Genomic DNA, 25,271 nt, shown 5'->3' with positions numbered 1-25,271 from the left:
TGGCGCGCTCATGCGTTGACGCGGTTGGCCGAGGAGACCACGTGGCGCTCGCGCAAATCGCCGAGAAGGCGGTTCAGATGCTTCAAGTCCCACACTTCGAGGTCGATCGACAACTGCGAAAAATCGGGCGCGCTCTTCACGATCTTCAGGTTGGAGATGTTGCCGTCATTGTCGGCGATCACCTGGGCGATCTGGGCGAGCGTGCCCGGCTCGTTGATGGCGATCACCTCGATCTGCGCCGGGAAGCGCTCGCGATTGGCCGCGTCGATATCCCAGCGCACGTCGAGCCAGCGCTCGGGCTGATCGTCGAATTCCTTGAGGCTCGGCGACTGGATCGGATAGATCGTGATCCCCTCGCCCGGCGCCAGAATACCGACGATCCGGTCGCCCGGCACCGCGCCGCCCTCGGGCGCGAAGCGCACCGGCACATCGCCATGCAGGCCGCGGATCGGGATGGCATGCGCGTCGGGCGCCTCGCCGGGCACGCGGAACATCATGCCCGAGCCCTGCTTGAGGCCGAACCAGCCCGCCTCGCCGGCGCCATTGCCGCCCTTGGGCACCGCCGCGCGCTCTTCCTTGTGGTCGGGATAGACCGCCTTCAGCACATTCGCCGACGGGATCTCGCCGCGCCCGACCGAGGCGAGCATGTCCTCGACATTCTGCTGCGCGAGGCGCGACAGCGCGCCCTTCAGCTTCTCCTCGGAGAATTCACGCCCTGCCCGCTCGAAGGCGCGCTCGACGATCTTGCGGCCGAGGCCGGCATATTGCTTGCGGATCGCGGTGCGCGCGGCGCGGCGAATCGAGGCACGCGCCTTGCCGGTGACGGCGATCGATTCCCAGGCGGGCGGCGGCACCTGCCCCTTGGCGGTGATGATCTCGACCTCGTCGCCGTTCTTCAGCTCCGTGGTCAGCGGCATCATGCGCCCGTTCAGCTTGCAGCCGACGCAGGTGTCGCCGATGTCGGTATGGACCGCATAGGCGAAGTCGATCGGCGTCGCGCCGCGCGGCAGCGCGATGAGCCGGCCCTTGGGCGTGAAGCAGAACACCTGGTCGTGGAAGAGCTCGAGCTTGGTGTTCTCGAGGAACTCCTCCGGCGTGTCGCCCTCGGCGAGCATCTCGACCGTACGGCGGAGCCAGGTATAGGCGCGGCTCTCGTCCGAACGGCGACCGCCGACCTTGTCCTTGTAGAGCGCATGCGCCGCGATGCCGTATTCGGCGACGTCGTCCATGTCGCGCGTGCGGATCTGCAGCTCGACGCGCTGGCGGCCGGGACCGACCACCGTCGTATGGATCGAACGGTAATCGTTCTGCTTCGGCGTCGAGATATAGTCCTTGAAACGCCCCGGCACGGTCGGCCAGGTCGTGTGCACGATGCCGAGCGCCGCGTAGCAATCCGAGAGCTTTTCGACGATCACGCGAAAGCCGATGATATCCGAAAGCTGCTCGAAGGAGACGGCCTTGCGCTCCATCTTGCGGAAGATCGAATAGGGTCGCTTCTCGCGGCCATAGACCTTCGCTTCCATGCCGTTCTTGGTGAACTTGTCGCCGAGATCCTTCTCGATCTCCTCGATCAAGCCGCGATTCTTGACGCGGATCTCGGCGAGGCGATCGGTGATGGCGCGATGAGCCTCGGGATTGACCACCTTGAAGGCCAGCTCCTCGAGTTCCTCGCGCATGTCGTGCATGCCCATGCGCCCGGCGAGCGGGGCATAGATCTCGAGCGTTTCTTCCGCGATGCGGCCGCGCTTCTCCTCCGGCATGAAATGGAGGGTGCGCATATTGTGCAGCCGGTCCGCCAGCTTGACCAGCAGGACGCGCACATCCTCGGAGATGGCGAGAAGCAGCTTGCGGAAATTCTCGGCCTGCGCCGCCCGCTTGGAAACGAGGTCGAGGCGCTTGATCTTGGTGAGGCCCTCGACGAGGCGGCCGATATCCTCGCCGAACATGCCGTCGATCTCGGACCGCGTCGCGTCGGTATCCTCGATCGTGTCGTGCAGCAGCGCAACCGCGATGGTCGAATCGTCGAGCTTGAGATCCGTCAGGATCGCCGCGACTTCGAGCGGATGCGAGAAATAGGGGTCGCCATTGGCGCGCTTCTGCGTGCCATGCTTCTGCATGGCATAGACATAGGCCTTGTTGAGCAACCCCTCGTCGGCCTGCGGATTATACCGCTGGACCCGCTCGAGGAGCTCGTACTGGCGCATCATGGGCGCGGCTTCCGGGCGATACGGAGCCGGGACTGATCCCGGCCACACTCAACCAATATAAGCGCGCCTTCTGTCGTCTACGATGGCAGCCTCGCGCGGAACCGGCGCTCGGAACGCCTTAGAAATCGTCCTGCTTGTCGGGCGGAACCATGCTCTCGAGGCCGCGCAGCAGTTCCTCTTCCGACATGCGGTCGAAAGCGACGCCATTGTCCTCGGCAACGTCCTCGTCGCCGGCGGCCAGCATCGCCAGATCCTGCTCGGGCTCGTCCACCTCGACATATTTCTGCAGCGAGTGGATGAGATCTTCCTTGAGATCGTCCGGGGCGATCGTCTCGTCGGCGATCTCGCGCAGTGCAACGACGGGGTTCTTGTCATTGTCGCGATGAATGGTCAGCTGCGAGCCGCTGGCGATCATACGGGCGCGATGCGCGGCGAGCAGGACGAGTTCGAAGCGATTGTCGACCTTGTCGACGCAATCTTCCACGGTCACGCGTGCCATGGGGTCTCCTCAACGGATCCTGACGGGGTTCGAGCGGGGACACATAAGCGGCGTATGGGGAGAAAGCAAGGCAGATCCGATATCACCGCACTTTACGTCACCCGTTTTCCCGGCAGTTTACCATTTCGCCGCAAGTCTTAGCGAAACGTTTGCGAGGGCCCGTTTCCCACGATATTGATTCAAAGTTGCCGGTTCGGATCCCCACGCGCTGCACCGCAGAAGTGCAGACACGCCAACCCAGTTGGACACTAAATATTATGCTCGAATCCAGAGAGAAGATTGCACTTTTCATTGACGGTGCCAATCTCTACGCGACAGCCAAGTCGCTCGCCTTCGATATAGACTACAAGAAGCTCCTGGCGGAATTCCAGTCCAGAGGCTATTTGCTGCGGGCGTATTATTATACCGCCCTGTCAGAAGATCAGGAATATTCCTCGATCCGCCCGCTGATCGACTGGCTCGACTACAATGGCTACTCGGTCGTGACCAAGCCGACCAAGGAGTTCTTCGATTCGACCGGCCGCCGCAAGATCAAGGGCAACATGGACATCGAGCTCGCGATCGACGTGATGGAGCTCGCGGATCATGTCGATCACATCGTGCTCTTCTCGGGCGACGGCGATTTCCGTTCCCTGGTCGAGGCGGTTCAGCGCAAGGGCCGCAAGGTGTCCGTCGTCTCGACGCTCGCCACGCAGCCGCCGATGATCGCCGACGAGCTGCGCCGCCAGGCCGACCACTTCATCGACATCGTCACGCTGCAGTCCAAGGTCGGCCGTGACCCGAGCGAGCGCGCGCATCGCGCGGCCGAGCGCCAGCAGGCACCGGCGAGCTTCGAGGACGAGTTCGACGAGGAAGTCTGACGCGAGCGCGCCCCAGCCGCCTATCCCTATGAGTCTCGCCTCGATCGGCCCCGATCGCGACTGTCCGCTCTGCCCGCGTCTGGTCGGCTTTCGCGAGCATTGGCGCGAGCGCGAGCCCGGCTGGCACAATGCGCCCGTCCCCTCCTTCGGTGCTGCCGACGCGCGCCTGCTGATCGTCGGCCTCGCGCCGGGGCTCAGGGGCGCCAACCGCACCGGACGCCCCTTCACCGGCGACTACGCCGGTGACCTTCTCTATGGAACGCTCATCGCGTTCGGCTTTGCCCGCGGCCGCTTCGAGGCGCGCCCGGATGACGGGCTGGAACTCGTCGACGCCGCCATCACCAATGCCGTGCGCTGCGTTCCGCCGGAGAACAAGCCGACGACGGAAGAGATCCGGACTTGCCGGCCTTTCCTCGGCGAGACCATCGCCGCCATGCCCCGCCTCACGGCTGTCGTCGCGCTCGGCAAGATCGCGCATGATTCGCTGATCGTCGCGCTCGGCCGGCGCATGGCAGCCCATCGCTTCGGCCATGGCGCGATCCATGAGATCGACGGCCTGACCGTTTTCGACAGCTATCACTGCTCCCGCTACAACACGAACACAGGCGTCCTGACGCCGGACATGTTCCGCGACGTGTTCGCCTCGGTGCGGCGCCACATTGGCGCCTGACGCGCGCCACAATCCAGAAACCTCCGGAAAAATACCGCAACATTGACGCAGAATGCGTGACATTTTCGTCGCTTGTACCGACTGGTAACATTTCCGTGAGATTTAATGCAACCTACTGATATTAAATGATTTAATGGCGATTTTGCCCGTATCAACATTCGCCATCTGTAGCTATTTGGTAACTCACCCTTATAAACAGCTTACCGCCCGGTATCGCCGCTTCACGACTCCGGCGAACGGCGATACCAATTTGTTTGCCGGGGGGCTGGACGCCGACCCGCAACGACAGCGGTCAGACGGACGCTTTTCCGGCGCATCAGCGACGGGGGAGGAAAGCAAGTCTGGCCCCTAAGAACCGGAGAACCACCATGCTTCTAAGGAAACTGCTTTTCGGCTCGGCGGCAGCCATGTTCGCGGTCGGCGGCGCTCACGCGGCGGATCTCACGGTCGCCGAGCCGGTCGACTATGTGAAGGTTTGCGACGCTTTCGGCGCGGGCTTCTACTATTCGCCCGGCACCGACACCTGCATCAAGGTCGGCGGCTATGTGAAGTTCGGCACCTCGGTCGGCAACACCGATTACGGTGACTACAACAGCGCTTATCCGAATTCGCAGTGGTCGAACTTCTACACCGAAGTGTCGATCCAGCTGACCGCGTCCTCGGTCACCGAGTTCGGTAACCTGACCGGCTTCATCGACATGCGCGCCCAGACGGGCAACACCGGCTCGTTCAGCGAGTCGCTGACGCAGGCCGCCAACGCCGTCACCAAGACCGCCTATATCGACAGCGCCTACCTGCAGCTCGGACCGATCAAGGCTGGTTACTTCACCTCGCTGTTCGATTTCGGCCGTGGCTACAACGACACGGGCTTCTTCGGCTCGGACACGACGGCCGACCAGATCCAGCTGAACTACGCTGTCAACGGCTTCGGCCTCGCGCTCTCGGTCGAAGACCAGCGCGACCGTGGTTCGACCGGCAACACCGACGGCCTGCAGAGCAGCACGACGCTGTATGCGACGGGCACGACGCCGCCCGTTGGCGTGTCGAAAGTCTACTACCAGGGCGGTTCGGATAACATCCCGAGCGTCATCGGCGCGGTGAGCTATTCCTCGGGCATCTTCTCGACGAAGATCGCCGCCGCCTACACCGAGATCGCGCTCGACCGTACGGGCACGGGCTCGGCGGCCGATCCGCTGACCTACACTTCGCAGCAGGGCTGGGCCGTCGGCGGCAATGTCGAGTTCGCGCTCGACAGCTTCTCCGCTGGCGACAAGTTCGTGATCGCCGCCGCCTATGGCGACAACGCGAACTCGTTCACGGGTATCGCTGGCGGCACCTCGGTGGCCGGCCTCTCCGGATACACGACGCAGACGATCGCTGCGGTCGCCGAGGGCACCAGCTGGAGTGTCGGTGCGTCCTACAAGCATGTCTGGACCCCGTCCGTCTGGTCGGCGATCTCGGCAGGCTACGCCTCCTATAGCGGCGACGGAGCCTGGCATGGCGCCGACTCGCTCGATGCGTGGCGCGGCATCGCCGGTGTTGGCTGGACGCCGGTCAAGGGCCTCGATGTCCTGCTCGAGGGCTCCTACAACAAGGTCGAAGGCGAAGGGTCGATCGCCGACGGCGACGCTTGGTCGGGCGTGCTCTGGCTCAAGCGTTCCTGGTAATCAAGAACTCGACCTGACTTCCTGAACCCACCCCTGGGAAAAGCCTGAAGGCCCGCCGCGAGGCGGGCCTTTTTTCGTCCGCGGCGCGGGAACCGTGGCTGGAGACTCATCGCGGCCATGGCGGTCCGGACCCGCACGGGACGTCGTCCTCCAAGCACAAATCGCATGGGCGATGGATGGGCCGCTCTGCACTTCTGCCTCCCTGAGAGGCAATCGTCCCTGAGGCCTCTTAGCTCTTCACACGTCCAGCCGGTGTCATTGCCGGGCTTGACCCGGCAATCCAGACTCTCTGACCATCTCGACGCATGCCGCAGGAAGGCCGGTTAGCCAGGCCAGCCCTGCCACGACACGATCCCGACGGCGGTGAACTTCGAACTGGCCAAAGGTCGATCCAGCTTGAGGCGGTGGTGACAGAGGCAGCCATAGCGATCGCCCCCACGCGACGGCGCGCGGAGCTGAACGGCGGCGGGCCGATCCGGTAGGTGGATTGTTCCGGGGATGCCTGGAAGACGCGTTCAGCCGCGGTCGCGCAGCAGACGGCTCTTCTCGCGGTTCCAGTCCCGCTCTTTTTCGGTCGCGCGCTTGTCGTGCAGCTTCTTGCCGCGCGCGAGCGCGATCTCGACCTTCGCCCGCCCCTTGGCGTTGAAATAGATCTTGAGCGGGACGATCGTCATCCCCTCGCGCTGCACGGCGACGGCGAGGCGGCCGATCTCCTTCTTGTGCAGCAGCAGCTTACGCGGGCGGCGCGTCTCGTGGTTGAAGCGGTTGGCCTCGAGATATTCCGGGATATAGGCGTTGTAGAGCCAGACCTCGCCACCCCGCTCCGCCGCATAGGAGTCGCTGATCGTCGAGCGGCCGCCACGCAGCGACTTGATCTCCGTGCCGGTCAGCTGGATGCCGGCCTCGAAGGTCTGTCCGATCTCGAAGTCGAACCGGGCGCGGCGATTGTCGGCCGCCAGCTTGTAGCGCGCGCTGTCCGGGGCGGCGGTCATTGCGGTGTTCCGGTCAGTTGACCAGCCCCGCATGCACCATGGCGGCGCGGATCGCGGAACGGGTGGTCTCGGAGATCGACACCAGCGGCAGGCGCACGCGATCCTCGACACGGTCGAGCAGCGAGAGCGCGTATTTCACGCCGGTGGGGTTAGGCTCGATGAACAGCGCGTTGTGCAGCGGCATCAGGCGGTCCTGGTAGGCGAGCGCCTTGGCGTAGTCGCCGGACAGGCACGCTTCCTGGAACTCCGAGCACAGCTTCGGCGCGACATTCGAGGTCACGGAAATGCAGCCATGGCCGCCATGCGCATTGAAAGCGAGCGCCGTGCCGTCCTCGCCCGAGAGCTGGAGGAACTCCGGGCCCATGGCGTGGCGCTGCAGGCTGACGCGGTCGAGCTTGGCCGTGGCGTCCTTGACGCCGATGATGTTCGGCAGCTCGAACAGCCGCGCCATCGTCTCGACGCTCATGTCGATCACCGAGCGCGGCGGGATGTTGTAGATGATGATCGGGATGCCGATGGCGTCGTTGATCGCCTTGAAGTGCTGGTAGAGCCCTTCCTGGTTCGGCTTGTTGTAATAGGGCGTGACGACGAGCACGGCGTCCGCGCCCGCGTGCTCCGCGTGGCGGGCGAGGTCGATCGCCTCGAGCGTGTTGTTCGAGCCGGCACCGGCGATCACGGGGACGCGGCCGGCCGCGACCTCGATCGTGATCTCGACCACGCGCTTGTGCTCGTCATGGCTCAGCGTCGGGCTTTCGCCCGTGGTGCCGACCGGCACAAGGCCGTGCGTGCCCTCGGCGATCTGCCAATCCACGAAGGCGCGAAGCCGGGCCTCGTCGACGCCCGCCGCGCTCATCGGCGTGACCATCGCCGTGATCGAACCCCTGAACATGACCCGCTTCCGTCCCATTGCCGTCAATTGGCCTGATTCCGTCCCGATAGAGCGGAGACGGCGAGGTGCCGCGATCGTGTCGCGTCTTACCTCGGGCCGGGAACATAGTCTCAGCTTCGTGGCAGGGCAAGGACCGGGTCCTCGGGCGGGAGACCGGGCGTCAAGCCTTTGTTCACCATGGACCCCGTACGCTTGGCGGACGACGTCCACGAACCGGACTGTGACGGCGATCATGGCTGCTGTATGGTTGAGCGACCATGATTTCGCCCGCCGACCGGCAAAGAGGAAGAGCGGAACGATGGCGCAGTATTTTGGCGACAAGCGACGGCGGAACCGGATCCTGCGGGCGGCGCTCGGTGCGCTGATCGCATTCGGCCCGGTCAGCGACGCCTTTGCCGCCCCCAAGCCGCGGCCCAATCCGTCGCGCCAGGGCGACGACGACATGGTGACGGCGGCGATCACGCCCGTCAGCAAGCCGGAATCGGTCCAGCGCGCCAGCGCGGCGGCGCCAGCCAACGACCTCCTGACCTCGCTCTCCCCGAGCCAGCTCGGCCTCGAGGCGGCGCTGAAGCTCATCGACGACGGCCAGGTCGGCAAGGCGGCGGCGATCGGGCGCATGATGCCCGACCAGACCAACCGGCACATCATCCAGTGGCTGGTCGCGCAGAGCGGCAGTCCCGACGTCACCGTCACGGAAATCACGCAGACCGCGCAAGAGCTGGCCGACTGGCCGGGGCAATCGATGCTGCGCCGCCGCGCCGAACAGGCGCTGAAGCGGATGAACGCCGATCCGCAGACGATCATCTCCGCCTTCTCCGGCACCGATCCGGGCTCCTCGGAGGGGCTGATCCTCCTGACCGGCGCACTGGTCCAGGCCGGCAAGACCAAGGAAGCCGCCGCGCTGCTGCGTCCGCGCTGGCGCAAGGATTCCTTCTCCGATGCGAACGAGCAGCAGATCCTGCAGCAGTTCGGCAATCTTCTGACGCCGGCGGACCACAAGGCCCGCATGGACAAGTTCTTCTATGACGACGACGCGACCGAGGGTCTCGCCGTCTCCAAGCTGCTCGATGCCGACACGCGCCAGCTGGCCGCGGCGCGCGCGGCGGTCATCCGCCGCGACAAGAACGCAGCCGCGCTGCTGACAAAGGTGCCGGGCCGGCTGCAGAAGGATCCCGGCTATCTCTATTCGAAGACGCAGTTCCTGCGCCGCGCCGAGCGTTATCAGGACGCCGCCAAGGTCATGCTGCAGGCGCCGCGCGAGCCGAGCAAGCTGGTCGATCCCGATGCGTGGTGGATCGAGCGGCGCGTGCTTTCGCGCGAACTGCTCGACCTCCGCGATCCCCGCACGGCCTACAAGCTCGTCGCGGAGCACGCCGCCGAATCGAGCAGCAACCAGGCCGACGCCGAATTCCATGCCGGCTGGTACGCGCTGCGCTTCCTGAACGACCCCGCCACGGCACGCCGCCATTTCGCGGCGATCCAGGCGGTGTCGACCATGCCGCTCAGCCAGTCGCGCGCCGAATATTGGCTCGGCCGCTCCGCCGAGGCGATGGGCGACAAGGCCGAGGCCGTCGCGCAGTACCGTCTCGCCGCCGCCTATCCGACCACCTTCTACGGCCAGCTCGCCGCGGCGAAGCTCGGCATGAAGCAGCTCGCGCTGTCGAAGCCGCCGGAGGCCGATGGCGCGACGAAGAAGCGCTTCGCCAGCCGCGAGATGGTCCAGGCGATCCAGCGCTTCTCGGCGGCAGGCTATGACGACCGCGCGCAGGCATTCTACATGCAGCTCGCCGACACGCTGACCAACCCGTCCGAGATCGCGCTGCTGGCGCAGATGGCGGAGAAGAGCGGCAAGCACCAGATCGCGCTGCAGATCGGCAAGAAGGCCTATGTCCGCGGCCTGCCGGTGGAGACGCTCGCCTTCCCGATCGCCGCGATCCCGCGCTCCGTGAAGACGACCAGCATCGAGAAGTCGATCGTCTATGCGATCGCCCGCCAGGAAAGCGCCTTCAACCCGGCAGCGGTTTCGCGCGCCGGCGCGCTCGGCCTGCTGCAGCTGATGCCCGCGACGGCGAAGATGGTCGCGAAGTCGACCGGCGTGCCGTTCAACGCGAAGCGCCTGACCTCCGATCCCGGCTACAACGCGACGCTGGGCGCTGCCCATCTCGCGGACCTCGTCGGCGACTTCAACGGCTCCTACATCATGTCGTTCGCCGCCTATAATGCCGGCAAGAGCCGCGTGATGCAGTGGGTGGCGCAGTATGGCGACCCGCGCGATCCCAATGTCGACGCGATCGACTGGATCGAGCGCATCCCCTTCACCGAGACGCGCAACTACGTCCAGCGCTGCACGGAGAACCTGCAGGTCTATCGCGCACGGCTCGGCGAGCCGGCCCTGGTGATCAACCAGGACCTCCACCGCGGCCGGCCGGGCTGACGGCGGCCCGGGAATGGAATCTGAGTCGTTCTTCTTCCAGAGCCGCGACGGCCTGCGCCTCCATGGCGAGGACTATCGCGGCGACAACCCTGCCCTCCTCCCGGCTGTCTGCCTTCCGGGCCTGACTCGCACCGTCCGGGATTTTTACGCCTTGGCGCTGCGGCTTCGGGCCGAGGGCCGGCGCGTGATCGCCTTCGATCTGCGCGGTCGCGGCCGCTCGGATCGCGACCCGACGGGGAAGAGCTATCTCCCGGTCGTCGAGGCGCAGGACGTGCTCGAAGGCATGGCAGATCGCGGCATCGCGCGTGCCGCCTTCATCGGGACCTCGCGCGGCGGCATCGTCACCATGGTGATCGGAGGCATGGCGCCCGCGGCGGTCGGCGCGGCTGTGCTCAACGATATCGGCAGCGTCATCGACACGGCGGGCCTCCGGCGCATCGGCGCGCGGCTCGGCAAGGCGCGTCCGCCCGCAAGCTGGCGCGATGCGGCCGACCAGCTCGCCGAATCGCTCGGCGACGAATTCCCCGCCTTCGGGCCGGACGACTGGCTGCGGCAGGCGCATCTGATCTTTGCCGAGCAGGACGGGCTGCCCGTTGCCGACTATGATCCGAACGTCGCCGCCGGCTTCAGCGAGATCAAGGCGGATGCGCCGCCGGTCGACCTCTCGCCGGCCTTTGCGAGCCTTGCCGCTGCCCCGGTGCTGGTCGTCCGCGGCGCCTGCTCTCACCTTTTGAGTCGCGAGACGGTCGCCGCCATGAGCGCGGCGCATCCGAAGCTCGAATCCTTCGAGGTCGAGGGCCAGGGCCACGCGCCGGAACTCGACGGCCCCGTCGCGGCACGGATCACGGATTTCCTCGCGCGCGTCGCCGGCTGAAACGGCAGCGCGTCAGACGGACTCGCCGTCCGCCTTCGACGCGCCGGTCGATGTCTCGGCCGTCCCAGCCTCTGTCGGCTCGGCTGCCGGATCGGCCGACACCTCCTCCGCCTGCTTCTTGCCCTTGCCGCGCTTGGCGCGCTGCTTCGGCGGCTTTTTCGGCGGCGTGCGGATCGCGGCCTCCGGATCGTCGGAACCCGCGACGCGCGTCGCCTGCCCGACCCAGTCGCGCTCGCGCACGGCGTCGCCAATATCGAGGAAGGCCCCGATCCAGGCGACCTCCTGCGGAGTCCAGGCGGCGATCTGGCTGAAATGATAGATGCCGATCGCGGCGAGCCGCGCGGCGTGGCGCTTGCCGAGGCCGCGTATGGCCGTCAGCTCGTCCGGGCTGCCATGGCGCGGACCGGCCAGCACGACGGGCCGTGTGCCGGCGGCATCGCCCCGGTCGACGGCCTCGCGCAGCCTTTCATCGTCGAACACCGAGCGCGCCACGACGGGTTCGAGGCTCGGAGCCCCGACCGGCAGTCCGGTATCTTCCCAGATCTGCGGCGGCGCCACCGGAACGGGCTCGGCATGGCTGAAATCCGGCGGCGGGATCGACGCGACGCGCGGCAGCGGTACGGGCCCGCCGGTGCGCCACGGCATCACGCGCCATTCCATGACGCGAATGGCCCGATCGACGCCGTGAACGAGATGGGCCTGCCACCGCGCCGCGCCGGTGAGCGCGATCGTGCGATGCAGCAGCGAGCCGACCAGGCTTCCGAGCAGGAAGCAGGCGGCGATCGCGACCCAGAGTTCGACGGCGTGCTGGATCATGGGAGCTCGTCTCCCGGCTCGGTCCGGCGGCTGCGACGCGTGCCCTGGGCCCACCAGCCGACCAGCACGCCGCAGGCCGCCGAAGCCGCCAGATAGTGCCAGTACTGGACGATCAGATAGGCCAAGGCCGCCCCTATTGTCCCACGATGTTGAATTCGATGCGCCGGTTCTGCGCCCGGCCGGCATTCGTCGAGTTCGACGCGATCGGCCGCGATTGTCCATAGCCGATCGTGTCGAGCCGCTCGCGGCGCACGCCATCGGCAACGAGCAGATCAACGACGGCCCGCGCCCGCTCCTCGCTCAGCGACTGGTTGCGCCGCGGGCTGCCGGACGAATCCGTATGGCCGGCCACCTCGATGGTCGCGGCCGGGCAGCGCTGCATGATGGCCGCGAGCCGGTCGATCAGGCCGTAGCTGTCCTCGAGCACATTCGCCTTGGTGCCGTCGAAGGCGATCTGGTCCTGCGCCAGCTCGGCGCGGAGCGCGGCCTGGCATTCGGCGCCCGAAAGGGGTTCACCGCTGATCGCGACGGTCATCGACGTCGCGAGGTCGTACCCGTCCGGAAGGCCCCGGCGAAGGCCCGCCTCGATGGCGGCCCGCGCCGGTTCGGAGACGGCGACGCCGGACACCGAGAGGCGGGTATCGACGAGGTCGATCCGCCCGCCATTGAGCCGGCTCACCGCCTGCAGACCGGCGCCGACCGCATCGACGAATTGATCCGGCACGCCACCGGCGAGTTCGAGACGGATGTCGATCTTCTCGTCCTGGAACTTCGGCTCGGCGAGCGCGACGATCGCGCGCGCCGCGTCATCGGTCGGCACATAGCCAGCGAAAGTCAGCCGGTCCGTGCTGCGGACGGCGGAGAAGAGGTAGGGCGAGATCGGCGCGGGCGCGACCGATTTATGGCGCAGCTCCATGCTGGCGGGCAGCGTCTTGGCCAGCTCGGTCTCGATCAGGTGGAAATCCGGCGTCGACAGCGCCTCGCCCGCGACATCGTATTGGCGGCCCGTCAGCGCGACGGAGCCCTTGCCGAGGCGCGAGAGCTGTTCGAGGGCGAAGCTGATGGCGCCGATCCAGTCCATCTTGGGGTCGCCTTCCGCGACTCGCAGGTGATCCACGATCGGAAGGCCGGCGAACAGCGTGGACGCCTTGGCGAGGACGCTCGCCCGCACCTCCGCATTCGGCACATAGCCGCTCAGCGTCAGGGCGGTCGGCGAGCGCTCGGCGCGCCAGACATAGGGGTCGACGGCGGCCGGGACGATATCGATCGATCCGAACTCGATGCTGTTGCCGGTGCGGCCCTCGCGCGCATCGATCTCGGCCAGCGCCTGCTCGTAATCCGCCACGCTGCGCGCCTTGCCCTCCATGCTCAGCACTGTCCCGTCCAGGCTGGCCCAGCCCTCGCTGAGATGCGCCAGCTGATAGGCGGCGAAGGTGGCGGCCGAGGCGAAGCTCTCCGGCGCGCCGGAGGCGAGCACGGCCCGATCGTCGAACACGATATCCGGGATCGTCGCGCGGAGCGCCGCCTCGACATCGGCGCGGGCGCGGTCCGACGGCACGAAGCCGGTCATGACCGCATTTCGGCCGTCGAAATCGAGCCGCCAGGCGAAGCGCTCCGTCCGCGGCGGCAGGATGCGGATCGAATGCAGCGACGCGCTCGCCGGCAGCGCGACGGAGAGGGCATGGGCGGCGGAGGCGAATTCCTCCTCGTTGCGGGCGGTACCGTCGATCGTCAGCGCCGGCCCGTTCACCGAGACCGATCCCTCGGCGAGCTCCGTCATGCGCGCGATCGCATATTGGACGATGGGCAGGAAATCGACCGGCTGGCCGCGCGCCAGCTGCGTCTTGTCATCGATCTGAAGAGCCGGCAGCAGGCGCTTCGCGGTCGCGATGATCGCGACGCGCTCGTCCTCGGACGGCACGAAGCCGGTGATCTCCAGCCGGTCCCCCCGCTTGGTCGCGGTCCAAAAATAGCGCGGCTGCAGCGGCAGCAGTCCGCTGCCATCCACGACGCGCGCGACGCCCCAGACGCGATCGGCCGATTCGAGCGCGAATCGCTGCGCGATGAGGGTGGGCGCGGTTCCCATGATCGTCGCCGTGCGGCCGCTGACCTCGGCGCTGGCCCAGGATTGGCCGTCGGCGACGAGGATGGCGTCGACCTGCGCCGCGAGCTCGGCCTCGACCCGGCGCAGATTGAGCACCAGCGCCACGCCGGTCAGCAGCGTCGCAACCACGAGGCAGGGAATGAGATAGAGGCGCCAGCGGCTCATGACGCGGCCTTGGCCGTCGCTGCCCTCGATCGGGACCGGCGCGCCATCGGCCGTTCCATGCTCGATCGCCATCGCTTTGCGGCGACGGGGGCCATCCGATGCTCCTCCACGCGGCCGCTCGGCCGGTCATGCCGCCGCATCGGCGGCGCGCTCCGGGAGGGCGGACGACGATCATCGCCCGAAGGGGTTCACCCTATCAAGCCGCGCAGTGCCTCGATGCAGTGCAATCCCCCGCCTATGTGCTGCGGCGGCGACAGATCTGGCTCGCGGCGCCTCAGGGGCCCGCCTTGACGTTCTTGTTCAGCCAGTCGTCGGCCATGGCGAGCGCCGTGCGCCGCTCGGTCTCGGTCGCGAGCGAGAACGCCTGCTCCTGCATCTCCTGGATCCAGGGATCGAGCGGCTGGGAGCGATCGCGCGCCACGGTCAGGAACATGAGGCCGATCACCGGTTCGCGCGAGACGCCCTCGCCTTCGAACAGCATATGGCCGAGCAGCGCCTGCGCGCCGACATTGCCCTTGTTCGCCGCGAGCTTGGCCCAGCGGACCGCCTGCCGCGGGTCGCGCTCGCCGCCCTGCCCTTCATAGAACATGCGGGCGAGATTGAGCTGCGCATCGGAATCGCCGAAATACGATGCCGCATAGGAGAACATCTGCCGGGCGCGGCCGAAATCGGGCGTCACCGCGCTGTTCGGTATGCCGTCGCGATAATAGCGGCCGAGCGCCACGAAGGCATTCGACACGAACCGGGCCGAGGCGGCGTTGGGATTGTCGTCGGCATGGGCATCGGCGACTTCGCTGAAGAGCTCGAACGCCTTCATGTCGTCCTTGGCGAGCCCGTCGCCCTCGGCATACATCCGCCCGAGCTTCCACTGCGCGGCGGCATGCCCTTTCTCGGCGGCATAGGTCAGCGCCTCGACCGCGGCGGTCTTGTCGCCCTGCTTGTAGGCGTTGAAGCCGAAGCGGAAAGCCTCGACCGGGGTCGCGTTCTTGTCGAGAGTCTTGGCGTCGAGCGCGGCGGCATCGCGCGGAAAGAAGGTCGAGGCGGAGCAGATCACCCCGAGGCCAATGAGGGCCAAACCGCCGAACGCGTCACGAATACGCATAGCCCGCCATTTCGAAATCGAAGACCTCACCCTGTCGAGGGCGAGCGGAGTCCAACTCATCCAGGCACGCACTGCAGACTGCAGCCCTACTTCGCGACCCGTGACCCGATGTCTCGGAAAATGGACCACGTTTCTGGCGAAAGCTGGGCCGCCCGCTGCTGCCATCTGTGCGGCCACCGTATCGGTCGCGCACGCAATGGAACGCCAATGAAAAAAGTCGCCGATACTCTGCAAGGTCGATCCTATCCGCCCCCGGATGATTGCGACGCTCGTTTCTGTTTATGGCTGAAAGGCGGCAGGTGAGCCCGGGCGGACCGGACTCGGTTGAGTTGCGGCCACACTGTTGCGGAGACGACACAAGCGCGAGAGGTGGCCGGCCACATTTTCCGAGGGGCGCCCGATCCATGCCCGGGCCGTCGCCATTGGCGGCCTGCGGGCGATCACGGGCCATGCCCTCGTGCGGCGGCGCGGCTCGTGGCAAGATTCGTGCTTGATTCGACGGCGCCCACGCCTCATCTCTGCGGCCCCGACCGGAATGGAGCGACGATGGACGACACCAAGGACCTGTTCGGCCAGGCAGCCACGCGCATCGAGGACATCGAGGAGCGCGCCCCGCGCCCGCGCCGCCCTGCCCCCGCCAGCCCGACGAATTCGTCCGCCGAGTCCGACTATTCCGCCGCCGATATCGAGGTTCTCGAAGGGCTCGAGCCCGTCCGCCGCCGTCCCGGCATGTATATCGGCGGAACGGACGAGAAGGCGCTCCATCATCTCTTTGCCGAAGTCATCGACAATTCGATGGACGAGGCCGTCGCCGGACATGCGACCTTCATCGAGGTCTATCTCGAGAAGGACGGTTATCTGACGGTCAACGACAATGGCCGCGGCATTCCGGTCGACCCGCATCCCAAGTTCAAGGACAAGTCCGCCCTCGAAGTCATCATGACGACGCTGCATTCGGGCGGAAAGTTCGATTCGAAGGTCTACGAGACCTCGGGCGGCCTGCACGGCGTCGGCGTCTCCGTCGTCAATGCGCTCTCGGAGAGCCTCGAAGTCGAGGTCGCGCGCGGCAAGCGCCTGTATCGACAGACTTTTTCGCGCGGCAAGCCGACATCGGCCCTCGTCGCGGTCGGCGAAGTCCATAATCGCCGCGGAACGCGCACCCGCTTTCGTCCCGACCCGGACATCTTCGGCAAGAGCGCGCATTTCAAGCCGTCGCGCATCTTCGCCATGGCCCGTTCCAAGGCCTATCTGTTCGGCGGCGTGAAGATCCGCTGGAATTGCGACGCCGAACTGCTCGAGGGCGACGCCAATACGCCGGCCGAGGCCGAGTTCCATTTCCCCGGCGGCCTCAAGGACTATCTCGCCGACGCCCTGACCGGCGAAAATCTCGTGACGTCGCAGATTTTCTCAGGCCGGACCGACAAGCAGTCCGGCCACGGCGCGGCCGAATGGGCCGTCGCCTGGTTCCCCGGCGACGGCTATGTCCGCTCCTACTGCAACACGGTCCCCACGCCGGATGGCGGCACCCATGAACAGGGCCTGCGCACAGCCCTGCTCCGCGGCCTCAAGGCCTATGCCGAACTGACCGGCAACAAGCGCGCCGCCGCGATCACCGCCGAGGACGTGATGACATCCTGCGCGGCGATGCTGTCCGTCTTCGTCCGCGAACCCGAATTCGTCGGCCAGACCAAGGACCGCCTCGCCTCGGGCGAGGCGACCCGCATCGTCGAGAAAGCGATCGGCGACCCGTTCGACCATTGGCTCGCCGCCTCGCCGCAGGAAGCTACGCGGCTGCTTGACTGGGTGATTGAGCGGGCCGAGGAACGACTTCGCCGCCGGCAGGAAAAGGAAGTCAGCCGCAAGACGGCCGTGCGCAAGCTGCGCCTGCCCGGCAAGCTGGCGGATTGCAGCCAATCCGCGGCGCAGGGCAGCGAGATCTTCATCGTCGAGGGCGATTCCGCAGGCGGCTCCGCCAAGCAGGCCCGCAGCCGGGCGAGCCAGGCCGTGCTGCCGCTCCGCGGCAAGATCCTCAACGTCGCCAATGCCGGACGCGAGAAGCTGGCCCAGAACCAACAGCTCGCCGACCTGATGCAGGCGCTGGGCGTCGGCACGCGCAACAACTATCGCAATGACGACCTTCGCTACGACAAGGTCATCATCATGACGGACGCCGATGTCGACGGCGCCCATATCGCGTCGCTGCTCATCACCTTCTTCTATCGCGAGATGCCGGAGATGATCCGCTCCGGCCACCTCTTCCTCGCCGTCCCGCCGCTCTACCGCATCAGCCAGGGCGGCAAGACTCTCTATGCCCGCGACGACGCGCACAAGGACGAATTGCTGCAGAAGGAATTCACCGGCAAGGGCAAGATCGAGATCGGTCGCTTCAAGGGCCTCGGCGAAATGCTGCCGTCACAGCTCAAGGAAACGACGATGGATCCCGCGAAGCGCATGCTGCTCCGCGTCGACATCATCGACGGCGAGATCGAGCTCACCCGCGATACGGTCGAGCAGTTGATGGGCAACAAGCCCGAGGAGCGCTTCCGCTTCATCCAGGACAACGCCGCCTTCGCGGAAGAACTGGACATCTGAGGCCAAGCGCCGCGCCGCCCGGTCTTCATTCTTCCGCCCTCAGGTGAAGGGCAGCGTTTTGCGCTGCCCCTCGGCGGGGAACCGGCAGCGGCTTACGCTGCTGCGTCGGCTCGGCGGTCCTGCCACAACGGCCGGGCAAGCCCTATTCGCGCTCCATCTCCACGCCCCCGCTTCCACACGCCGGCCGATGGCGACCGGTCGCGTTCAGCGCTGTCCGAGACGCGCCCGTCGATCCGCCCGGAAGGCTTTATGCCGGTGCGGGACCGGCTCGCTTTGCGCCTCCCGGCAGCAAGCTGGTGAACCAATACTCCGACAATACAGGTCATTTCCGGCCCATTTCAGTGCGATGGGCCATCCGATTAGCAATTTTTGCGGCCTATGGTTGGAGTAGATGGGGTCACCGCATTGACGCGTTTCGATTCCCCTCGATAATTCGATCCGTTCGGCGGGAGGAGATCGCCGACGGGAGGAAAATCATGAAACTGCGCGTATTGGCGACGTCTGTCGCCGCGATGATGCTTGCGCTGTCGGCCGGTGCCGCCTCAGCCGACGACCTGCGTCCGGTCAAGAAGATCGCCTTCGCCAACCCGCTGCCGGCCTATCCGGTGTTCCAGGAAGCGGACAAGTGCTTCAACGAAGCCGTGAAGAAGGCGGGCATCGAGGGCGTGACGTCCGGCCCGACCGGCCTGCAGATGGACGAGCAGTTCGTGCTCGACCGCATCTCGCAATATATCGCCACCGGCGCGGACGGCCTGATCCTCGTTCCCTTCAGCTCGGCCATGTATGAGCCGCTGATGAAGGAAGCGAAGGCTGCCGGCATGTATGTGGCGACCATGAATACCGGCGACACGACCAGCGTCCAGGACATCGTGCTGGGCACGGACTACGCCAACCAGGGCAAGGTCGTCGCCGAGAACATCGCCAAGCGCGGCGGCCCGCAGAACGTCATTATCCTCGGCAACCAGCCGAGCGGCGTGCACCGCGTCTTCGTCGACGGCTTCGTCAAGGCGCTGCCCGCGCTCGGCAATGTCACGCTGGTGGCCGAAGCCTATGATGCCGGCGATCCGACGCAGACGACCGACGTCGTCAGCCGGACGCTCACGGCGCATCCGGACGTCAATGTCGTGCTCTCTTGGGAAGGCAATGCAGTCGCCGGCATCACCACCGCCATCAAGGAGAAGGGCCTGACCGGCAAGGTCGTCGGCGTCGTCAACGACGTGACGCCGGAAGTCGTGGCCGGCCTCAAGGACGGCACGCTCTATGGCACCAGCAAGCAGAATTTCTGCGGCATGGCGTCGGGCGCCGTCGAGAAGATCATCGCGCTGTCGAAGGGCGAAGCCGTGCCGAAGAGCGTCGACACCGGCATCACCTTCATCACCGCCGAGACGCTCGACCAGGAACTCGCCAAGTGACCAACGCCTCGCATGCGCTTCCGGCTCATGCGAGGACCGCCGGGCTTCACTTGAAGGACATCTCGAAGTCCTTCGGACAGGTTCACGCGCTCTCGCACGTGAACCTGTCGGTCGAGCCCGGCGAAATCCTCGCCATCGTCGGCGACAACGGCGCCGGCAAATCGACCCTGATCAAGGTGATCAGCGGCGTGCATCATCCCGACTCGGGAACGATCTCGGTGGATGGCGTCGAGCGCCATCTGCGCAGCCCCGCCGATGCTCGCAATGCCGGCATCGCCACGGTCTTCCAGGATCTCGCGCTCGTCGAATGCCTGGACGTCGCGACCAACATGTTCATCGGCCAGTTGCCGACGCGCGGCCCCTTCGTCGACAAGCGCCGGATGGAGGCCGACACCCGGCACCTGCTCGATGATCTCGGCGTCACCGTGAAATCCGTCCGCACGCCGATCGGCATGCTCTCCGGCGGCCAGCGCCAGATCGTTGCCATCGCCCGCGGCATGCGGGCCGGCGCCTCGGTCGTGCTGCTCGACGAGCCTACGGCCGCGCTCGGCGTGCGCGAGACCGCCCATGCCGCCGATCTTATCCGCTCGCTCCGGAGCCGCGGCGCCGCCGTCATCTGCGTCAGCCACGACATGGGGTTCGTCTTCGAGGTCGCCGACCGCATCCATGTCATGCGGCTCGGCCAGACCGCGGGCGTGCGCAAGGTCTCCGAGACGAACAAGAGCGACATCATCAGCCTGATCACCGGAGTGCGGCGCGATGACCATTGAGAACAAGCTCGCCGGGACGCCGGCCGCGCGTGCGGCGCGCGACGAGGATGGCGGCAAGTGGCGCGCGATCCTCTCCGCGGGACAGCAGGCTGGCCTCGCCCTCGTCGTGATCATCGTCGCGATCGTGTTCCAGACGCTGAATCCTGTCTTCCTGAGCCAGGGAAACATCATCGAGATCCTGCGTTCGGGCGCGCTCTATTTCATCGTCGCCTGCACCTCGACGATGATCCTCGTCGGCGGTGGCCTCGATTTCTCGATCGGCGCCCTCTATGCCTTCGGCGGCATCGTCGCCGGCGCGCTGATCCTGGCCGGCGTGCCATGGCCGCTCGCGATCATCCTCGCGGTCGCGGCCGGTGCGGTGCTCGGCGCGATCAATGGCGCCGTCATCGTCTATCTGAAGGTCCCGCCCCTCATCGCCACGCTCGGCATGTTCTTCGCCGCCGGCGGCGCGATCACGGTCTATACCGGCGGTACCAACCTTTTCGGGTTTCCCGACGCCTTCAACGCCATCGGCCAGGGCAAGCTCTTCGGCGTGCCCTATCTCGTCTGCTACGCGGTCATCTTCGGCATCGTGTTCCACATCCTGCTGGAGCATACGCGCTTCGGCTACGAGACGCGCATCACCGGCGGAAACCGGGCGGCGGCGCTCGCCAATGGCGTGCGCGTCAATGCGCTCGATCTGAAGCTCTATGCGCTTTCGGGCGGCGTCACCGCGCTGGCCGGCATCTTCTTCATGGCTCGGACCAGCACCGCCTCGCCATCGGCGGGCAGTTCCTCCCTCACCTTCCAGGTCCTCACCGCGATCATCATCGGCGGCACGAGCCTGTTCGGCGGCACGGGAACGATCGGCGGCACCGCGCTCGGCGTCCTGCTCTTCGCCGTGCTGAACAACGGCCTCGCCGTGGTCAACGTCAATCCGCTCTATCAGAACATCTTCATCGGTGTGATCCTCGTCGCGGCCGTCGCCTGGGACCAGGCTCAGCGCAGCCGGCGCTTCAAGGCCCGTCGCTGACCCCGCCATGAAATTCGGAGACTGAACAATGGCGCTCCTGCTCGATAGCCGCTCGCGCGGACAGACTTCGGGCGCAGTCGCGCGTGACCTGGCGGCGAAGCTCGAACAGATCCAGTCGATGCAACAGCATCTGGTCCCCGAGGGCGTCTTCGACATCGAAGCCTCGCGGATCTGGTTCGACGAGTTCGCCCGCCTGGTCGCGCTGGACGCACGGACGCATCCGATGTCCGTGTCGCAGCAGGTCTTCGCTGCCGAGCGCGGACCGGTGCGGACCCGCGTCTATACCCCGCGCGCCTATCGCTCCGTCCTGGTGTTCGCCCATGGCGGTGGCTGGGTGATCGGGAGTGTCGATACGCATGACCATATCTGTCGCTGGCTGGCCGCCGCGACGGGAAGCCAGGTGATCTCGGTCGACTATGCGCTGGCGCCCGAGCATCCCTATCCGGCGGCGATCCAGCAGACCGCCGCGGTGGTCAGCACGGTGGTCCGCGAGCATCAGGGCGATGGCCGCACGATCTTCCTCGCCGGAGACTCGGCCGGCGCCAATGTCATGGCCATGGCGCTCCTCTCCGCCGGCCCGGAGATCGCGGCCGGTCTTGCCGGCTTCATCTCGATCTACGGCGCCTATTCGCCGCAGATGAACCTCTCCTCGCACAAGCTCTACGGCGACGGGAGGTTCGGGCTCGGCGAAACGCAGATGCGGTGGTTCTGGAACCTCTATGCGCCGCATGTCCCGCCCACTGAGCGACAGAAGCTAACACCGGTCGGCGCGGATCTCAGCTTCTTTCCGCCGACGCTCTGCATCGGCGCCGAGTGCGACCTGCTGCTCGACGACACGCTCGCCTTCTATAGCGGCCTCGCCCATTGCGGCGTCGATGTCGCGCTCTCGCTCTGGTCCGGCATGACGCATGGCGCGCTGCACTTCGCCGGCATCGTCGACAGCGTGACCACCAGCGCCGGGTCGATCGTGCACTATGTCGACGAGCGGCGCCGATCGCTCGGCGATCTCCATCCCGCCGCCCCGGCGAGCCTCGTCCGCGCGCTGCAGGGCGAGCCGTCCGGACGGCTCTCCGCGACGGTCATGATGGGCGACGACCGGCTGCCTGATGCCGGCACCGTGCGGATCGCACCGATCCGCAGCCCGTTCCTGACCAGCCGCTCGCGCTCGCACGGCGCCGTCACCCATCGGCTGGCAACTGAGATCATCGGCGGCACCTATCCGCCGGGATCGATCCTGCCGACCGAGGACGCGGCCAGCACAGCCCTCGGCGTCTCGCGCGGCGCCTATCGCGAGGCGGTCCGGACGCTGGCCGCGAAGGGCCTCGTCAATTCGCTGCCCAAGGTCGGCACGCGCATCAATGAGCGCTCGAGCTGGCGGCTTCTGGATCCCGACGTGCTCGCCTGGCACCTCGAATCCAATTGTACGCCCGCCTTTGTCCGCAGCCTGTTCGAGGTGCGCAAGGTCGTCGAGCCCAGCGCCGCGGCACTCGCGGCCCGGCGGCGCGACGACGCCGGACTGGCCGGTCTCGCCGAGGCGATGTCGAACATGGCAACGCGCGGACCGGCGGATGCCGGCTGGCAGCAGGCGGTGCTCGACTTCCACGAGAGGATGATCGCCTGCAGCGAGAATGATGTGCTGGCCGCGATGTGGCCGGCGATCCAGGTGACGCTGCAATGGTCGCTCGCGCTGCAGGAAGCGGTGGCCCCGGCCCGTCCCGGCGGCGATCCGGTCGCCGACCACGCCAAGGTTTTCGAGCGGATCGTGGCGCGCGATGCCGAGGGCGCGTTGCAGGAAATGGCCTATCTGATCGACGGCGCCCTCTCCGAGACGCTGCTTCTCATCAGCTGCGTCGCGCATTCCGGCCCCGCCGCGGAAGCAACACCGCAGCCCGCGCCTGCCGGTGCCTGAAGCCTGCCGCCGGCCTTGCCAGCCGGCCCGGCGGGGCGATAGAGGCTTTGGGCCGGCGAACGGCCGGCCCCGCCTTCAGGAGTGCGCCATGCCCCACGCCTTCGCCAAGCCGGCCCTTCTCGCCCTCGTGCTCGCCTTCGCCGCCGCCCCTGCCTTCGCCGATCCGCTCGCCGACAACGTCGCCGCGATCGATCCCTCCATCCGCGAAATCCGCGTGCCCGGCAGCTGGGAAAAGGATGGCAAGAAGGGGCTCTACCGTGTGGTCCTGTCGCGAAGCGGCGATGGCACATCGCATCTCTTCGTGCAGTGGCTCGTCCTCGGCGCGGACGGCACGCCGAGCCTCGAACGAAGCATCGAAATCGCCGAGGTCGCGGCCCAGAAGCTCGCCGTTTCCGATTTCACCACCGATCTCGAGAACGGCCTGACCGTGTTTGTCGCCATCGCCCACCCTTCCGGCGACGATCCGGCGAGCTACGAACTCATCGTCGAAGACGACGGCAGCTATCGTTTCGGGCCCGCGAGCAACTAGTCGGCACCAAAATCGCCCGGACATTTACCGAAATTGCTTGAAAGATTTGACAAATCGGCCTGAATGCCCGTATCTGCGCTTGTCATTCATCGATGGTGACCCGCCCGCACGGCGACCCACGCAGCCCCCCGGGCCCAGATCTTCTTGGATATGACCTTCTCATCGCTAGGGCTTAGCCCCAAGGTGCTCGCTGCCGTTGAGGCAAGCGGCTATACCGTTCCCACGCCGATCCAGGCGGGGGCGATCCCGCATGTTCTGCAGCGCCGTGATGTTCTCGGCATCGCGCAGACCGGTACGGGCAAGACGGCGGGCTTTGTCCTGCCGATGATCACGCTGCTCGAGCAGGGTCGGGCCCGGGCGCGCATGCCGCGAACGCTGATCCTGGAGCCGACGCGCGAACTGGCGGCGCAGGTTGAAGAGAACTTCAACAAATACGGCCAGAACCACAAGCTCAACGTCGCCCTGCTCATCGGTGGCGTTTCGTTCGGCGACCAGGAGAAGAAGCTCGATCGCGGCGTCGACGTCCTGATCGCGACGCCCGGCCGCCTGCTCGATCATTGCGAACGCGGCAAGCTGCTCACCAGCGGCGTCGAGATCCTCGTCATCGACGAAGCCGACCGCATGCTCGACATGGGCTTCATTCCCGACATCGAGCGGATCGTGAAGCTGCTGCCTTTCACGCGGCAGACCCTGTTCTTCTCCGCCACCATGCCGCCCGAGATCCAGCATCTCGCCGACATGTTCCTGTCGAATCCGATCCGCGTCGAAGTCGCCCGCCCGGCGACGACCGCCAAGACGGTGACGCAGCTCTTCGTTCATACGGGCCGCGAATCCGCCGACAAGCGGGTCGTCCTGCGCGAGCTGATCCGTAGCGCGACCGATCTCAAGAACGCGATCATCTTCTGCAATCGCAAGCGCGAGGTTGCCGTTCTCGCCCGCTCGCTCGAGAAGCACGGCTTCTCCGTCGGCGCGCTGCATGGCGACATGGACCAGCGCGCCCGTATGGCGACGCTGGATGCCTTCAAGAACAACCGCCTGACCCTGCTCGTCGCCAGCGACGTGGCGGCGCGCGGCCTCGATATTCCGGACGTCTCGCACGTCTATAATTTCGATATCCCGACGCATGCCGACGACTATGTGCATCGCATCGGCCGCACGGGACGCGCCGGCCGCTCCGGCACCGCCATCACGCTGGTCGGTCCGGCTGACCAGAAGTACCTCTCGGCGATCGACAAGCTGACCGGTGACGGCGTCAAATGGATCGAAGGCGTCGGCGTCGATGCTCAGTCCGCTTCCGATAGCGCCGGCGACGAGGATCGTTCGTCGCGTCGCCGCCGGCCGGCCAAGGGTGCTCGGTCCGAGGGCGCCCGGTCTGAGGGTGCACGGTCGGAAGCCAAGCCTGAGACAGCCAAGGCGGAAGAAGCCCCCCGCGAGCCGAGGGCACCTGCCCCGCGCGCGGCGAGCGCCAAGCCGGCTCCGCAAGCGAAGCCTCCGCTCCGCGAAGCCGACTCCCGACAGGCTCCAGCGCGGCCGCCCAAGCCGGCGCGCGGCTCGCGCCGTGACTCCGATGACGAGCCTGTGGTCGGACTCGGCGATCACGTGCCGCAGTTCCTGCTGCGACCGGTTCGCGCCCCGTCCAGCTGAGTCCCGCCTTCCGGCATGGATCGGAACCGATCGCCTCGATGCGATTGCGCTTCCATGCCCGCAAAGCACCTCCGCTTCGAGCAAAGCGCTTCGTTGTCTCAACAATGGCTGCCCCCGGCCATGC

20 protein-coding genes are annotated in these 25,271 nt (G+C 66.6%); 12 read left to right on the top strand and 8 right to left on the bottom strand.

All coding sequences use genetic code 11. The features are described from left to right. Window positions 1–8: 8 nt before the first annotated feature. Window positions 9–2,207, bottom strand: a complete 2,199-nt coding sequence (locus GGR25_RS00905; protein ID WP_183396855.1) for a RelA/SpoT family protein — start codon at window positions 2,205–2,207, stop codon at window positions 9–11. A 118-nt stretch (window positions 2,208–2,325) separates the two neighbouring features. Further along, window positions 2,326–2,706, bottom strand: a complete 381-nt coding sequence (gene rpoZ, locus GGR25_RS00900) for a DNA-directed RNA polymerase subunit omega (protein WP_183396854.1) — start codon at window positions 2,704–2,706, stop codon at window positions 2,326–2,328. A 257-nt stretch (window positions 2,707–2,963) separates the two neighbouring features. On the opposite strand from rpoZ, the gene GGR25_RS00895 reads away from it, so the two are divergent. From GGR25_RS00895 to GGR25_RS00885, 3 genes are all read left to right on the top strand, one after another. Then, a complete protein-coding gene (locus GGR25_RS00895; RefSeq protein WP_183396853.1) occupies window positions 2,964–3,566 on the top strand; it encodes a LabA-like NYN domain-containing protein in 603 nt (200 codons plus the stop codon). Between the two features lie 28 nt (window positions 3,567–3,594). Further along, on the top strand, window positions 3,595–4,236 hold the full coding sequence (locus tag GGR25_RS00890; RefSeq protein ID WP_183396852.1) for a uracil-DNA glycosylase: 642 nt from the start codon (window positions 3,595–3,597) through the stop codon (window positions 4,234–4,236). Between the two features lie 368 nt (window positions 4,237–4,604). After that, window positions 4,605–5,903, top strand: coding sequence for a porin (locus GGR25_RS00885; protein WP_183396851.1), 1,299 nt, complete (start codon window positions 4,605–4,607; stop codon window positions 5,901–5,903). 515 nt (window positions 5,904–6,418) lie between these two features. Here GGR25_RS00885 and smpB read toward each other — a convergent pair. Further along, the gene (gene smpB / locus GGR25_RS00880; protein WP_183396850.1) at window positions 6,419–6,895 is read right to left on the bottom strand and encodes an SsrA-binding protein SmpB; all 477 of its coding nucleotides are present in this window, start codon (window positions 6,893–6,895) and stop codon (window positions 6,419–6,421) included. 13 nt (window positions 6,896–6,908) lie between these two features. Then, window positions 6,909–7,784, bottom strand: a complete 876-nt coding sequence (gene dapA, locus GGR25_RS00875; RefSeq protein WP_183396849.1) for a 4-hydroxy-tetrahydrodipicolinate synthase — start codon at window positions 7,782–7,784, stop codon at window positions 6,909–6,911. Window positions 7,785–8,082: 298 nt separating this feature from the next. Here dapA and GGR25_RS00870 point away from each other — a divergent pair, with 298 nt between their 5' ends. Together GGR25_RS00870 and GGR25_RS00865 are read left to right on the top strand one after the other, a co-directional pair. Further along, window positions 8,083–10,218 carry a lytic transglycosylase domain-containing protein gene (locus tag GGR25_RS00870; RefSeq protein ID WP_183396848.1) on the top strand — a complete coding sequence of 712 codons (2,136 nt, stop codon included), beginning with the start codon at window positions 8,083–8,085 and terminating at the stop codon, window positions 10,216–10,218. A gap of 13 nt (window positions 10,219–10,231) precedes the next feature. Beyond that, window positions 10,232–11,092 carry an alpha/beta fold hydrolase gene (locus tag GGR25_RS00865; protein ID WP_183396847.1) on the top strand — a complete coding sequence of 287 codons (861 nt, stop codon included), beginning with the start codon at window positions 10,232–10,234 and terminating at the stop codon, window positions 11,090–11,092. A gap of 12 nt (window positions 11,093–11,104) precedes the next feature. Here the strand turns inward: GGR25_RS00865 and GGR25_RS00860 are convergent, their stop codons facing one another. The 4 genes from GGR25_RS00860 to GGR25_RS00850 all read right to left on the bottom strand — a co-directional run bounded on the left by GGR25_RS00860 (window position 11,105) and on the right by GGR25_RS00850 (window position 15,279). Next, a complete protein-coding gene (locus GGR25_RS00860) occupies window positions 11,105–11,908 on the bottom strand; it encodes a hypothetical protein (RefSeq protein ID WP_183396846.1) in 804 nt (267 codons plus the stop codon). Beyond that, a complete protein-coding gene (locus GGR25_RS24875; RefSeq protein WP_281378526.1) occupies window positions 11,905–12,033 on the bottom strand; it encodes a hypothetical protein in 129 nt (42 codons plus the stop codon). Before GGR25_RS24875 ends, GGR25_RS00860 begins: the two co-directional genes overlap by 4 nt. Before the next feature lie 8 nt (window positions 12,034–12,041). After that, the gene (locus GGR25_RS00855) at window positions 12,042–14,249 is read right to left on the bottom strand and encodes an OmpA family protein (protein WP_183396845.1); all 2,208 of its coding nucleotides are present in this window, start codon (window positions 14,247–14,249) and stop codon (window positions 12,042–12,044) included. 202 nt (window positions 14,250–14,451) lie between these two features. Continuing rightward, a complete protein-coding gene (locus GGR25_RS00850; protein WP_183396844.1) occupies window positions 14,452–15,279 on the bottom strand; it encodes a tetratricopeptide repeat protein in 828 nt (275 codons plus the stop codon). 546 nt (window positions 15,280–15,825) lie between these two features. On the opposite strand from GGR25_RS00850, the gene parE reads away from it, so the two are divergent. The 7 genes from parE to GGR25_RS00815 all read left to right on the top strand — a co-directional run bounded on the left by parE (window position 15,826) and on the right by GGR25_RS00815 (window position 25,147). After that, window positions 15,826–17,871 (top strand): DNA topoisomerase IV subunit B, encoded by a 2,046-nt coding sequence (gene parE, locus GGR25_RS00845; RefSeq protein ID WP_183396843.1) that lies wholly within the window; start codon window positions 15,826–15,828, stop codon window positions 17,869–17,871. Between the two features lie 476 nt (window positions 17,872–18,347). Beyond that, on the top strand, window positions 18,348–19,283 hold the full coding sequence (locus GGR25_RS00840) for a sugar ABC transporter substrate-binding protein (RefSeq protein ID WP_183396842.1): 936 nt from the start codon (window positions 18,348–18,350) through the stop codon (window positions 19,281–19,283). A gap of 50 nt (window positions 19,284–19,333) precedes the next feature. Then, window positions 19,334–20,053 (top strand): ATP-binding cassette domain-containing protein, encoded by a 720-nt coding sequence (locus tag GGR25_RS00835; RefSeq protein WP_210299770.1) that lies wholly within the window; start codon window positions 19,334–19,336, stop codon window positions 20,051–20,053. Continuing rightward, the gene (locus GGR25_RS00830; protein ID WP_183396840.1) at window positions 20,043–21,065 is read left to right on the top strand and encodes an ABC transporter permease; all 1,023 of its coding nucleotides are present in this window, start codon (window positions 20,043–20,045) and stop codon (window positions 21,063–21,065) included. The genes GGR25_RS00835 and GGR25_RS00830 overlap by 11 nt, the downstream gene beginning before the upstream one ends. A gap of 28 nt (window positions 21,066–21,093) precedes the next feature. Beyond that, window positions 21,094–22,974, top strand: coding sequence for an alpha/beta hydrolase fold domain-containing protein (locus GGR25_RS00825; RefSeq protein ID WP_183396839.1), 1,881 nt, complete (start codon window positions 21,094–21,096; stop codon window positions 22,972–22,974). Between the two features lie 88 nt (window positions 22,975–23,062). Then, complete coding sequence (locus GGR25_RS00820) at window positions 23,063–23,503, top strand: hypothetical protein (RefSeq protein WP_183396838.1); 441 nt, start codon at window positions 23,063–23,065, stop codon at window positions 23,501–23,503. A gap of 150 nt (window positions 23,504–23,653) precedes the next feature. Next, window positions 23,654–25,147: a DEAD/DEAH box helicase gene (locus GGR25_RS00815; protein WP_183396837.1), complete on the top strand. Its 1,494-nt coding sequence runs from the start codon at window positions 23,654–23,656 to the stop codon at window positions 25,145–25,147. Window positions 25,148–25,271 lie beyond the last annotated feature (124 nt).

This window comes from Kaistia hirudinis (genome assembly GCF_014196455.1).
GTDB lineage: Bacteria > Pseudomonadota > Alphaproteobacteria > Rhizobiales > Kaistiaceae > Kaistia > Kaistia hirudinis.
The sequence above is the reverse complement of the archived record's forward strand: the minus strand, read 5'-3'. Positions and strand labels throughout refer to the sequence as shown.